This is a genomic window from Rhodococcus sp. WB9, from assembly GCF_007558985.1.
Lineage (GTDB): Bacteria > Actinomycetota > Actinomycetes > Mycobacteriales > Mycobacteriaceae > Rhodococcus_F > Rhodococcus_F opacus.
This window is the reverse complement of the sequence record NZ_CP041769.1, coordinates 1,405,057-1,416,969: the sequence shown is the minus strand read 5'-3', so window position 1 is coordinate 1,416,969 and position 11,913 is coordinate 1,405,057. Positions and strand designations below refer to the sequence as shown.

The 11,913-nt window shown below is 68.2% G+C and carries 12 protein-coding genes; 3 read left to right on the top strand and 9 right to left on the bottom strand.

All coding sequences use genetic code 11. From position 1 onward, the window contains the following. Positions 1 to 22 precede the first annotated feature (22 nt). From FND50_RS06750 to FND50_RS06720, 7 genes are all read right to left on the bottom strand, one after another. Positions 23 to 652: a TetR/AcrR family transcriptional regulator gene (locus FND50_RS06750; protein ID WP_009477853.1), complete on the bottom strand. Its 630-nt coding sequence runs from the start codon at positions 650 to 652 to the stop codon at positions 23 to 25. A gap of 496 nt (positions 653 to 1,148) precedes the next feature. After that, a complete protein-coding gene (locus tag FND50_RS06745; RefSeq protein ID WP_144285224.1) occupies positions 1,149 to 1,826 on the bottom strand; it encodes a DUF998 domain-containing protein in 678 nt (225 codons plus the stop codon). A gap of 91 nt (positions 1,827 to 1,917) precedes the next feature. Further along, positions 1,918 to 2,514 carry a PepSY domain-containing protein gene (locus FND50_RS06740; RefSeq protein ID WP_144285223.1) on the bottom strand — a complete coding sequence of 199 codons (597 nt, stop codon included), beginning with the start codon at positions 2,512 to 2,514 and terminating at the stop codon, positions 1,918 to 1,920. 107 nt (positions 2,515 to 2,621) lie between these two features. Continuing rightward, positions 2,622 to 3,035 (bottom strand): DUF1707 domain-containing protein, encoded by a 414-nt coding sequence (locus FND50_RS06735; protein WP_144285222.1) that lies wholly within the window; start codon positions 3,033 to 3,035, stop codon positions 2,622 to 2,624. 56 nt (positions 3,036 to 3,091) lie between these two features. Then, positions 3,092 to 3,379, bottom strand: coding sequence for a PLDc N-terminal domain-containing protein (locus tag FND50_RS06730; protein WP_144285221.1), 288 nt, complete (start codon positions 3,377 to 3,379; stop codon positions 3,092 to 3,094). A 100-nt stretch (positions 3,380 to 3,479) separates the two neighbouring features. Beyond that, complete coding sequence (locus FND50_RS06725) at positions 3,480 to 4,646, bottom strand: pyridoxal phosphate-dependent aminotransferase (RefSeq protein ID WP_144285220.1); 1,167 nt, start codon at positions 4,644 to 4,646, stop codon at positions 3,480 to 3,482. Between the two features lie 23 nt (positions 4,647 to 4,669). After that, the gene (locus FND50_RS06720; RefSeq protein ID WP_144285219.1) at positions 4,670 to 5,578 is read right to left on the bottom strand and encodes a LysR family transcriptional regulator; all 909 of its coding nucleotides are present in this window, start codon (positions 5,576 to 5,578) and stop codon (positions 4,670 to 4,672) included. A gap of 131 nt (positions 5,579 to 5,709) precedes the next feature. Here FND50_RS06720 and FND50_RS06715 point away from each other — a divergent pair, with 131 nt between their 5' ends. Beyond that, the gene (locus FND50_RS06715) at positions 5,710 to 7,098 is read left to right on the top strand and encodes an MFS transporter (RefSeq protein WP_144285218.1); all 1,389 of its coding nucleotides are present in this window, start codon (positions 5,710 to 5,712) and stop codon (positions 7,096 to 7,098) included. Further along, entirely contained in the window at positions 7,095 to 7,847 is a 753-nt protein-coding gene (locus FND50_RS06710) for a 3-hydroxybutyrate dehydrogenase (RefSeq protein WP_144285217.1), read from the top strand. Before FND50_RS06715 ends, FND50_RS06710 begins: the two co-directional genes overlap by 4 nt. A 71-nt stretch (positions 7,848 to 7,918) precedes the next feature. Here FND50_RS06710 and purD read toward each other — a convergent pair whose 3' ends face one another. Further along, entirely contained in the window at positions 7,919 to 9,172 is a 1,254-nt protein-coding gene (gene purD / locus FND50_RS06705) for a phosphoribosylamine--glycine ligase (RefSeq protein WP_005566389.1), read from the bottom strand. Positions 9,173 to 9,182: 10 nt separating this feature from the next. Continuing rightward, positions 9,183 to 10,532 (bottom strand): FAD-dependent oxidoreductase, encoded by a 1,350-nt coding sequence (locus tag FND50_RS06700; RefSeq protein ID WP_144285216.1) that lies wholly within the window; start codon positions 10,530 to 10,532, stop codon positions 9,183 to 9,185. 188 nt (positions 10,533 to 10,720) lie between these two features. On the opposite strand from FND50_RS06700, the gene FND50_RS06695 reads away from it, so the two are divergent. Continuing rightward, a complete protein-coding gene (locus tag FND50_RS06695) occupies positions 10,721 to 11,881 on the top strand; it encodes an ABC transporter substrate-binding protein (RefSeq protein WP_144285215.1) in 1,161 nt (386 codons plus the stop codon). Positions 11,882 to 11,913: the final 32 nt, after the last annotated feature.

The following is an 11,913-nucleotide window of genomic DNA, read 5'->3' as shown; positions in this document are numbered from 1 at the left end:
GAGTCCTCAGTTTACGGCGGTGCTACAGCTCGACGTGGTCCGGCCGGTCCAGGGCGGGCGCGACGACGTCGACGACGTCGAGCAGCATGGCCCGGGCGAGGGCTCGCAGGTCGGGGTCGTGTTCGCCGAGCGCGGTCACCAGGGCTCCGTCGACGACGGCGACGAGCCGCCGGAGTTGCTCCTGCCGGACGTCGCGGTCGGAGCGTCGCAGGGCCTCGGTGAGTATGTCGTCGAGTTGCGCGCGCAACCGCAACTGCACCTCGCGCAGTTCGGGGCGACGCGCGCAGGCCGTGAACCGCTCGTATCGGGAGATCAGCCTCTCGCGGCAGTCCTCACTGATCAGTGCCGGTCCGACGAGTAGGTCGAGGAGGAGGTCGACGGTGGATTCGCGGCCGCGGCGCCGGTGGGTGACGTCGTCGACGCGGCTGCGCATGACCGCGAGATCGCGGTTGCCGTTGCATTCGACGGCCTTCGCGATCAGGTCGTCCAGCGACTCGAAATAGTAGGTGGTCGACGCGAGCGGAAGGTCGGCCCGGGTGGCCACCGAGCGGTGCCGGACCGCGTCGAATCCGCCCTCGAGCAACAGATCGGCGGCAGCCTCGACCAGCGCCTGTCGGCGCCGTTCGCCCTTCGGAGTTGCCGCAGATGACACCAATTCATCCTGCCAGCCGCGGGCGCCGCACCAGGGCAAATTGGACGACAGACCGCGAAGTATGTGGGCTGCGGAGGCCGCCCGCGTAGCGTCGGGACCATGCGGGTGTCGGTGCGGATGCCGGCCCTGGGATGCGCGGTGATCGCGCCGATGGGCCTGGTGTCGGCGTGCGGATCCCGGGGTGGCTCCGCACCGGATCCGGACCCCTCGTCCGCGGCCACGTACACCGCCGCGGCGTGCCCGTCCCCAAACGTCCCCGGGGTGCCGCAACTGGATCTCGGACCCGGCTTCAGCTGCGGCACCCTGACCGTGCCGGAGGACCGCCGCGCTCGTCTACCAGACGGGGGGTTCGGGCGGGCCCGCGCTCGCGAGCGCCACCCAGGTCGCACCGCTCGGGCTGAACCGCGACCGCGACGTCCTGGTCCTCGCCCAGCGCGGCACCATGCACTCCGACCCGTTCCTGTCGTGGCCCGGAGAGCGACGAGTTCCAGATGGCTCAGACGGTCTGAGCCCTGCTCGATCCGGCTACCGCATGGAGCCGCAGAGCGATCGTCACCAGGGCCGGGAACGTCACGGCGAGAAGCGTGAATCGCTGGAGAAGTCCGGCGACGTCGTGCAGTGGGGCACCTTCCGGCATCGCGAACCGGCCCAGCATCACGAAGCATCCCAATCCGAGCACCCCGGCGACCGCGGTGTACCGCGCCAGGCCACGCCACCGCGGATCGGCGGCGAACCGGCGCGACAGCACCACCAGGGCCAGGGCACTGCAGGAGAAGAACGTGACCCCCGAGATCACATGATGGCCCGGGTCGTAGGCCACCCCGGCCTGATCCTCACGCAACGGGAACACGGCGGCTAGGGTCAGCCCCACCGCTGCCATGCCGAGCAGGGCCGGTCCCGCCCAGCCGAAGCGCGTCGCCGCGATGCCGCGGTGCAGTCCGGCCGCGAAGATCAACAGTAGCGTGGCGAACGCCAGGAAGTTCAGCTGCTGAATCCACCCACTCGGGTCCGCCTCGAGAGCGCTGATCGGGTCGGCGATCGGGCTGTAGTCGTCCCGGAGGAATACCTCCTGGGCGACGAACCCCGCGGTGAACAGCAGCGGTCCCGCTGCGCCCGCACGGGCGGCCCACCGCTGGAAGTCGGAGCGCGGAACGAGAACTGACGTGGTGACCATGCCTTCGACGCTAAAGCCAGGTCATCGCCCGGGCATCGGCAGATTCACCCATCCCGCCCGGGCGGAACATGGGTCGTTCTACCCACTGCGGTCAGTTGTCGGGAACGACGGCTCCGGTCGACGCGTCGACGTTCACGTCGTAGTCCCAGCCCTTGGCGTCGCGGATATGGATGTGCCACACCGTCTTACCGTCCCGTTGTTGCTCCTCGGCGTTCGCGACCGTTCCGCCCGGGACTGTCGCGACAGCGATCTGCTCAGCCTGCTGCTGGGTCACCGCTCCGCCGGCGGGAGGAGCGGGTGCGGGTGCAGCTGTGGTCTCCCCGTCCCTGCTCTCGGGGACCACCGCGCCGGTCGCCGCATCGACGTCGACGTCGTAGTCGTAGCCCCGTGTGTCGCGGATGTGGACATGCCACACCGACTTTCCATCCCGTTGCTGTTCCTCGGAGTTCGAGACGGTGCCGCCCGGGACTGCCGCGACAGCGATCTGCTCAGCCTGCTGCTTGGTGACCGCCGACGCCACCGCCGTGCCCGTGGTTGTCGGCGCCGCCGTCGTGGCCGTGGCCGACGCCGTGGCACTGGCAGATGACGACGAGGTGTCACTACTGTCGGAACCGCAGCCACCCAGCAGCAGCGCGGAGACCGCGAAAGCCGGGATCAGGCTCGCACATCGCACAATTCTGGTGGTCATCGTGGCTCCTCGATCGCTCGACGGCGTGGACCTGCCTGTCAGAGTACGGGAGCGACAACCGACCTTGCGGTAGTTTTCAGCAGTTCTCGCCGGTCCGGGTCAGAGCGTCACCACGCCCGGCACGACCGCCTGCCGAAACCGCGACGGGCCAGCACGAGCCAGACGATGGGCAGGAAGACGAGCGGGGGGACGCGGACCAGGGCGACCCACAGGATCGCGGCGAGCACGGCCACCACGAACACCAGCGTCCGCAGCGCCGCGGCCTCCCGTCCCGGATCGCGGCGCACGCGATCGGGTTCGGGCGCGAAGCGCTCTTCGTCCGGGAGGTCCGCGAAAAGCGGCGTGAGGTCGGCGGCGGTCTTGGCGAGGTACGCCTGGCGGACCCTCGCGTCGAACTCGTCGGTCTCGAGCCGTCCGGCTGCGAAATGTTCGGCGAGTGCCGCCGCGGCGTGCTCCCGTTCCACGGTCCCGATGCGGACTCCGCCGGGAACGGGTGGCTGTGGATGACTGATGTCGCTCATGTCGTCGCCTCAGGGCCGGTGTGTAACAGTGTAATCCTAGCCACAGTGTAGGCCTTCTACTCCTGGTCGTGCCCGTGGAAACCTTCCCGGCGCTGCTCCTCTGCCCGTTCCCGGCACCGCCGCACGAACTCGGCTTCCTCGGGGTCGGCGGGCAGCCGATCGCCCGGGTCCTTCGGCGGCCGTCCGACGACGAGCCACAACACCGAGCCGACGAGCGGAAGCAGCAGCACGATCACCAGCCAGCCCTCCTTCGAGAGGTTCCGGAACTGGTCGTCGTCGGTGGTGATGGCGTCGGCGAAGCACAGGACCCACAACATGAATGCGAACAACGCGATGTACAGCATCGCCGTTCTCCTTGCCTGGCACACCGAACACGCAGTGCGCCCAAGTCCATCGAACAACTGCTGCGGCGGCGCCGCAAGAGGCGTGGCCGGGAAACTCCGGCTACAGCCAGCGACCCAGTCGCACCAGCGATTCCCGGACCTCGGCGGTGGATCCGGCGAACGACAGCCGGACCGTCCGGTCGCCGTGGACGGTGTCGAAATCGATGCCCGGGGCCAGCGCCAGACCGGTGTCCTGCAGCAGTCGCGAGCACCATTCCGTCGACGTGCCGCCGTGGGATCCGCCGAGCAGGTGCCCGATGTCGGCGTACACGTAGAACGCGCCGTCGGCGGGCGCCAGGTCGGTGATGCCCAGTTCCGGAAGCCCGGTGAGCAGCAGCTCCCGGTTGACGGCGTAGCGCTGGACGTGGCCGTCGAGCTCGGCCCTCGACTCCTCGGTGAACGCGGCGATCGCCGCGTACTGGGAGATGGCCGGCGGGCACACCGTCATGTTCGACGCGAGCCGCTGCAGCGGCCGGCGCAGCCCCTCGGGGACCAGCATCCAACCCAGCCGCCAGCCCGTCATCGAGAAGTACTTGGACACCGATCCGACGACGACGGATTCGCGCGACGTCTCCCACGAGCTCGTCATCGCCTGCTCGCCGTATCCGATGCCGTGGTAGATCTCGTCGGAGATCAGCAGCGTCCCGTGGTCGTCGCACCAGCGGGCGAGGGCGGCCAGTTCGCCGGGGTCGATGACGGTGCCGGTGGGGTTGGCGGGGCTGGCGACGATCAGTCCGGCCGGCGGCTCGGGCAGGGCGTCGAGCATCGCGACCGTCGGCTGGAACCGGGTGTCTGCTCCGCAGTCGATCTCGATGACGTTGCAGCCGAGCGCGGCGAGCGTGTTCCGGTAGGCCGGGTAGCCGGGGCGGGCCACCACGACGGTGTCGCGAACATCGAACGCGGCGAGGAACAGCAGCGTGAACGCGCCCGAGGATCCGGTGGTCACGACGACGTCCTCGGCGTCGACGTCGATACCGGACTTGGCGGAGTGGTATCCGGCGATCGCCTCCCGCAGCGGCAGAATGCCGAACGTCTCGGTGTAGCCGAGCAGGTGTCCGTCGAGCACTTCCCGCGTCGCGCGGAGCACCGGCTGCGGCGCAGGAGTGGACGGCTGTCCCGCCGCGAGCGTCAGCACGTCACCGTGGGTGCGCTGACGTTCGGTGGCGGCCTTCCACACGTCCATCACGTGGAAGGTCTGGATGTTGGACCGCTGGGATTCTGGACGCACCCCTTGACGCTAGCGTGACGCGCTCATTGCCCCGCCAACGCGTCCCGCTGCGACTCCACCGTCTCCCGGATCGCCCCCACCACCGCCGCGACCTCCGGTCGGCGCAACGACTCGGGTCGCGCGACGAGCCAGTACGCCAGCGTGGCCTCGACCTGCCCGGGCAGCACCCGCACGAGGTCGTCGTGGCGGTCGGCCATGAAGCACGGCAGCAATCCGATGCCCGCCGACGCCCGGGTGGCCTCGACGTGCACGAACACGTTGGTCGACGTCACCGATTCGCGCATGGACACGGTAAGGCGGCGCGCGAGGTCGAGTTCGTCGACCTGCAGCATCGAGTCGATGAAGTAGACGAGTGAATGATCGGCCAGATCTCCCACCTGCCTCGGGGTGCCGTGTTCGGACAGGTACGACTTCGCGCCGTACAGGCCGAGGGTGTAGTCGGCCAGCCACAGCGCCTCCGCCCGGTGCACCTGCGGCTTGCCCACGACGATCTCGATGTCGAGGCCCGAGCGATGCTGTGAGGCCCGGCGGGTGATCGCGACGATCTCCACGGACACCTCGGGGTGCCTGCTTCGGATCAGTGCGCCGGCGGGTGCCGCGATGTAGGCGCTGAACCCGTCGGTCGCCGACACCCGGACCACGCCCTGCAGGTGGTCGGCGCGGCCGGGTTCGGCGACGAGTCCGTGGACGGCGGCCTCCACACGCTCGGCCGCGGTCAGCGCCTGCCGCCCGAGGTCGGTGAGTTCCCACCCGCCCGCGGCCTTCACGAGGACCCGGCCGCCGAGGCTTTTCTCCAGACTCGCGATCCGGCGCGAGATGGTTGTGTGGTTGACACCCAGATCGTCGGCGGCGGTGTTGAAGCGGCCGGTTCGCCCCACTGCCAGCAGTACGAGCAGGTCGTCGGCGCTGGGCAGGGCTGTTCCGGAGGTCATTTCTGCATATTTGCACATGCCGACTGCAGGTTGCGTCATTGTGTGCGCACAAATATGCATCAATACTCGGCAGGACCAACGAAGTGTGTCCCCAGTCACAACGGGGTACGGAGTGTAACGAGGAGCGACAGATGAGCGTCGACGAGACAGCGCACGCGAAGGAAGCCCCGCCGTCGGGGCTGAAGAAGGTGGTCGGCGCGTCCATGGCCGGCACCGTCGTCGAATGGTACGAGTTCTTCCTCTACGGGACCGCGGCGACGCTCGTGTTCAGCAAGGTCTTCTTCGCCGCCGGCGGCAACGAACTCGACGCGATCATCGCGGCGTTTGTGACGTACGCCGTCGGCTTCGTCGCCCGGCCCCTCGGCGGCATCGTCTTCGGTCACTTCGGCGACAAGTTCGGCCGCAAGCAACTGCTCCAGTTCAGCCTCCTCCTCGTCGGCGCCGCCACGTTCCTGATGGGCTGCCTGCCCACCTACAACCAGATCGGGTACTGGGCCCCGGCCCTGCTCGTCACCCTCCGCTTCATCCAGGGATTCGCCGTCGGCGGCGAGTGGGGTGGTGCGGTGCTGCTGGTGGCCGAGCACAGCCCGAACCGCTCCCGCGGCTTCTGGTCGTCGTGGCCGCAGGCCGGCGTGCCTGCCGGAAACCTCGTCGCGACCGTCGTCCTGCTGATCCTGACGACGACGCTGTCCGATGCGGCGTTCCTCAGCTGGGGCTGGCGCGTGGCGTTCTGGCTGTCGGCCGTGATCGTCCTCGTCGGCTACTACATCCGCACGAAGGTCACGGACGCTCCGATCTTCATCCAGGCGCAGAAGGAAGCGGAGCACATCAAGGAGACGTCGTTCAGCGTCTTCGAGGTGCTCAAGCGCTACCCCCGCGGCGTGCTGACGGCGATGGGCCTGCGTTTCGGTGAGAACGTCATGTACTACCTGGTGGTCACGTTCTCGATCACCTACCTCAAGGTCGTGGTCCACACGGACACCGCGCAGATCCTGTGGTGGATGCTGATCGCGCATGCCGTGCACTTCGCGGTGATCCCGCTGGTCGGGCGGCTCTCGGACACCATCGGCCGGCGTCCCGTCTACATGATCGGCGCGGTGACCGCGGGCACGTGGGGCTTCTTCGCGTTCCCGATGATGAACAGCGGGCACAACGCCGTCATCCTCGGAGCGATCATCATCGGCCTGGTCTTCCACGCCTTCATGTACGCCGGCCAGCCGGCGATCATGGCCGAGATGTTCCCGACGCGCATGCGGTACTCGGGTGTCTCCCTCGGCTACCAGGTGACGTCGATCGTGGCCGGTTCGCTGGCGCCGATCATCGCGGCCAGCCTGCTCAGCAAGTACGACTCGTCCGTTCCGATTGCGATCTACCTGGCGATCGCGTGCCTCGTCACCGTCGTCGCCGTGATCGTCGCCCGGGAGACCAAGGGCATCTCGCTCGAATCGATCGACGCGGCGGACGCCCAGATCCTGGCGGACGAGAAGGCTGCCGGCGCGAAGGACGGGGTCCCCGCATGACCGAGCAGAACCTGGCCGGACGCACCGCGCTCGTCACCGGAGGCGCCAGCGGGATCGGGGCGGCCTGCGCCCGGACGCTCGCCGCACGCGGAGCCCACGTCACGGTCGCCGACCTCGACGACGTGGCCGCCAAGAGCCTCGCCGACGAAATCGACGGAACCGCGTGGCACGTCGACCTCCTCGACACCGATCCGCTCACCGAGCTGCGGCTGGAGACCGACATCCTCGTCAACAACGCCGGTATCCAAACCATCAGTCCCATCGAGGAATTCCGCCCCGAGGACTTCCGGCGCATCCAGACGCTGATGGTCGAGGCACCGTTCCTGCTGATCCGTGCCGCCTTGCCGCACATGTACTCCACGGGATTTGGGCGCATTATCAACGTCTCGTCCGTGCACGGGCTCCGCGCATCGGCGTTCAAGTCCGCGTACGTCACCGCCAAGCACGGACTCGAGGGACTGTCGAAGGTGACGGCGCTCGAGGGCGGCCCGCACGGCGTGACCAGCAACTGCGTCAACCCCGGTTACGTGCTGACACCGTTGGTGCAGAAGCAGATCGCGGATCAGGCACAGGTCCACGGCATCAGCGAGGCCGACGTGATCGAGAAGGTGATGCTCACCGAGAGCGCGATCAAGCGACTGGTGGAACCGTCGGAGGTGGCGTCCCTCGTCGCGTGGCTCGCGTCCGCCGACGCAGGCATGGTCACCGGCGCCTCCTACACGATCGACGGAGGATGGACCGCCCGGTGACGTGACGAAAAAGGCGTGCACCCCCGAATGTTCCGGGGGTGCACGCCTCGCAGTCGTTGGAGCGCTCCGACCTAGGGAAGGGCGATACGTCCCTCGACCGCGGCCAGTCCGATGTCCTTGCGGAAGTGGCTTCCCGGCAGCTTGATCGCGGAGATCTTGGAGTACGCATCCGCGCGCGCCGCGTCGAGGTCGGCCCCGACTCCGACCACGCTGAGCACGCGCCCGCCGGCGGAGACCACCTGGTCGTCGACGAGCTTGGTGCCTGCGTGCAGGACGCCGTCACCGTCGGCGCCGGTGATCACGTCGCCGGTGCGCGGGGTCGCCGGGTAGTGCTCGGCCGCGACCACGACGGTCACCGCCGAGCCGTCCTGCCATTCGAGCGGCGCGACCTGATCGAGCGTTCCGGTGGCCGCGGCGTTCAGCAGTTCGCCGAGCGGGCTCTTCAGCAGGGCGAGGACCGCCTGCGTCTCGGGGTCGCCGAAGCGGCAGTTGAACTCGACCACGGCGGGGCCGTCCTTGCCGATCGCCAGCCCGGCATACAGCAGGCCACTGAACGCGCTGCCCCGGGCGACGAGCTCGGCCGCGACCGGCTTCACGACGTCGTCGACGATCTGGGTCACCGTCTGCTCGGGCAGCCACGGCAGCGGCGTGTACGCGCCCATGCCGCCGGTGTTGGGTCCGGTGTCGCCGTCGCCGACGCGCTTGTGGTCCTGGGCCGGCAGCAGCGGCACGACGGTCTCGCCGTCGACGACGCAGAACAGCGACACCTCGGGACCGTCGAGGAAGGATTCGAGGAGAACGGGGTGACCGTTCTCGAGCAGTTCGGCCGCGTGATCGCGGGCCGCGTCACGATCCGTGGTGACCACGACGCCCTTGCCTGCCGCGAGGCCGTCATCCTTGACCACCCAGTTGGGACCGAAGCGGTCGAGTGCCTCGTCCAGCTTGGCGGGCGAGTCGACGATCTCGCTGTGCGCGGTCTTCACACCGGCGGCGGCCATGACGTCCTTGGCGAACGCCTTGGAACCCTCGATGCGCGCGGCGTCTGCCGACGGTCCGAAGCAGGCGATGCCTGCCGCGCGGACGGCGTCCGCGACACCCAGCACCAGCGGGACCTCGGGGCCGACCACGACGAGGTCGGCGTCGAGCTTCTTCGCGAGGGCCGCCACGGCCTCCCCGGACGCGATGTCGACGGGGTGCTGCTCGGCGATCTTGCCGATCCCGGCGTTGCCGGGCGCGCACATCAGGGCACTGACCCCTGGATCGCGAGCAAGAGCGAGAAGGAGGGCATGTTCACGGGCTCCGGAGCCGATAACGAGTACGCGCACGGGTGTCAGCCTACGGGCCCTCGCCGGACGTGATGTGGGCACGCCCCCGTGTGGCGTGGTCCGCCGCGGCCAGGCCGAACACCAGAGCAGGCGCGATGCCGCCCGTGTACGCGCGGTTGTAGAGCCCGCCGGTGTCCGATCCGGCGGCGAACAGGCCGCTGATCGTGCCACCCGCCGAATCGAGGACTCGGCCGTGCTCGTCGATTCGGATGCCGTGGAACGGGAAGGTCAGCGCCGGGCATGCCTCGACGAGGTAGTACGGACCCTCGTCGAGCGGGGACGAGTCGAACCTCCGCGGAGGCTGCCCGTCCGTGCCGACCGCATCGAGAGAGCGGATCTGATTCGCGATCGCGGCGCCGTCGTAGCCCCACTCTTCGGGAAGGTAGGCGAACTCGTCCAGGTTCTCGGCGATGCCACACCGCCCGCCCCGGCGCTGCGCGAGGTCGAACTTGTCGAGCGAGGCGGCGCCTTCCACGTAGCTGCCGGTGATCCAGTCGCGGTAGACCCGCGCGTCGGCGACGAGCAATCCTCGCGACTCGGGCTGTTCGAGCAGGTCCATCGTCGTCAGATGGTCCCCGACCGTCTCGTCCGTGAACCGGCGGTTGTCGAGATTGAACAGCAGCGCATGCTCGCTGTAGTAGAGCGACAGCGCCACGAAATCGGACGGGTCGCGAAAGCGCACACCGGCCGGTACGAGGTGGCCGTAGAAGCCGGACCGATGCGTTCCGGTCGCTGCGCCGACGGATTCGGCCAGGCGTAGTCCGTCACCCGCGCTGACGGGATTGGAGCGCAGTTGCATCTCGGATGCCGCGGGGTGGATGTGCGCGGCGGCCAGTGCGGTATTCGCCTGAAATCCACCGGTCGCGAGAACGGTTGCTCCGGATCGTATTTCACATTCCGTACCGTCCGAGAGCCGCACATGCGCACCGACGACGCCGCCGTCGGACGTGAGCAGCGAGAGGGTCTCTGCGCCCGCGTGCAGCTCACCGCCGCGACTCCGGATTCGCCGGCGACACTCGTCGATGTAGTGATTGGTGTCGAACTGATGGCCGGTTCCGTAACGGAGAACGGTCACCGCGTCCGCGCAGTCGACGCCGAGCGACCGGATCCAGTCGATCCCGTCGGAGAACCCGTCGACGAGCGCCCGGCGCAACGCGGGGTCACCGTGCGGGTTGACCTCGTCCATGACCTCGTGCGACGGCGCGGTCCAGGCATATCCTGCAAACTGGGCGGACCCGCCGATCGCCGCGGACTTCTCGACGACGACGACCGATCGTCCACGGGTCGCCGCCCGCGCGGCCGCAGTCAACCCGGCCATTCCGGCGCCGATGACGAGTACGTCGGTTTCGATTTCTGGCATCTGGTGTTCCTCATCCCCTTCGACCGAGCAATGGCATTACCCGCATCACCGTATCCCCTCAACTGAAGTCAGTTCAAGGGTTCGAGAGTTCGACGGAAGCATCCAACGGGCCCCATTCGCGATGTGATTGCCGCCACAGCATTTCCTCTATACCATCCATTGAACTGAACTCGATTCAAGGAGTGGATGTGCGGAAAATTCTTCTCACCGTCGGCGTGGTACTCGCCACGACGTTGACAGCATGCGGGTCGCAAGCCGGCGACGGCGATCCGGGCGGGCCGATCAAACTCGGCGCATGGCTTCCCCTTTCGGGGCCGCAGGCTTCGGGAGGTCTACCTCAGGAGGCCGGCACCCAGGCGTTCTTCGACCAGCTCAACGCCGCAGGAGGAATACACGGCCGCCCCATCGAGTGGACTCCCGTCGACAATGCCTTCGATCCGCAGCAGACGATTCAGATAGCGCGACAGCTGGTCTCACGCGACAAGGTTGTCGCCATCGTCGGCGCCAACGGCACGGCCACCACCGAGGCGACGTTCCCGTTCGTCCTCGAACAGAACAAGATCCCCATCTTCGGGACCTACGGCGGTTCCGCCGCCTGGTACGACCCGCCGAGAGACGGGTTGTTCGGCAGCCAGACGCTCTACGAGAACCAGGCACGCGCCGCCGCGCAATGGGCCCTCGACGAGGGCGCGAAGAAGGTCACGATCATCCGCAACGATCCGGCCGCGTTCGTGAATGTGGGCGCGGTCGCCACGACCGAGCTCGAGAAGGCCGGGGCACAAGTCTCGACGGTCGAGGTCAAGCTCGGCACCACGGACTACAGCCCGTTCGTGTCCCAAATCCGTTCGTCTGCACCCGATGCGGTCCTGACGATCCTGCCGATCCAGGAGGCCGCGGCCTACCTCAACGAGATGGCTCTGCAGGGTGTCAAGATCCCCAGCTACGGCTACTCCCCCACGATCGGTAACAGCCTGCTCGACCTCGCGGGTGCGAACGCGGAAGGGTTCCGCGCCGTGTCGCTGACGCTGCCGCCCACCGCCGACAACCCGGAGGTCGAGGAGTACCGGCAGGCGCTCGCGAAGTACAAGCCGGGCGAGAAGCCCGACTTCTACTCGCTGGCAACGTATGGCTCGGCCAAAGCGTTCGCCCAGATCCTTGCCGGCATCGACGGCGACATCACATCGAAGTCCGTCACCGACGCGATCACCACGAGCGGCACACTCGACACCGGCGTGATGCCTCCTCTCACGTTCAGCTCCGACGAGCATCTCGGCACCGACAGTGTGGTCCGAGTTCAGGTCGAGGGTGGCAAATTCGTCCCCATCGGAGACTTCGTGTCACCGCAGTAGCACGCCGAAATGCATCCAGGTCGGAAAACCCG

Bases quoted from the DNA above. Each gene is read 5' to 3' on its own strand.
- FND50_RS06715 (WP_144285218.1), top strand. From the start codon at position 5,710: ATGAGCGTCGACGAGACAGCGCACGCGAAGGAAGCCCCGCCGTCGGGG.
- FND50_RS06700 (WP_144285216.1), bottom strand. From the start codon at position 10,532: ATGCCAGAAATCGAAACCGACGTACTCGTCATCGGCGCCGGAATGGCC.
- FND50_RS06730 (WP_144285221.1), bottom strand. From the start codon at position 3,379: ATGCTGTACATCGCGTTGTTCGCATTCATGTTGTGGGTCCTGTGCTTC.
- FND50_RS06735 (WP_144285222.1), bottom strand. From the start codon at position 3,035: ATGAGCGACATCAGTCATCCACAGCCACCCGTTCCCGGCGGAGTCCGC.
- FND50_RS06740 (WP_144285223.1), bottom strand. From the start codon at position 2,514: ATGACCACCAGAATTGTGCGATGTGCGAGCCTGATCCCGGCTTTCGCG.
- FND50_RS06710 (WP_144285217.1), top strand. From the start codon at position 7,095: ATGACCGAGCAGAACCTGGCCGGACGCACCGCGCTCGTCACCGGAGGC.
- FND50_RS06720 (WP_144285219.1), bottom strand. From the start codon at position 5,578: ATGACCTCCGGAACAGCCCTGCCCAGCGCCGACGACCTGCTCGTACTG.
- FND50_RS06745 (WP_144285224.1), bottom strand. From the start codon at position 1,826: ATGGTCACCACGTCAGTTCTCGTTCCGCGCTCCGACTTCCAGCGGTGG.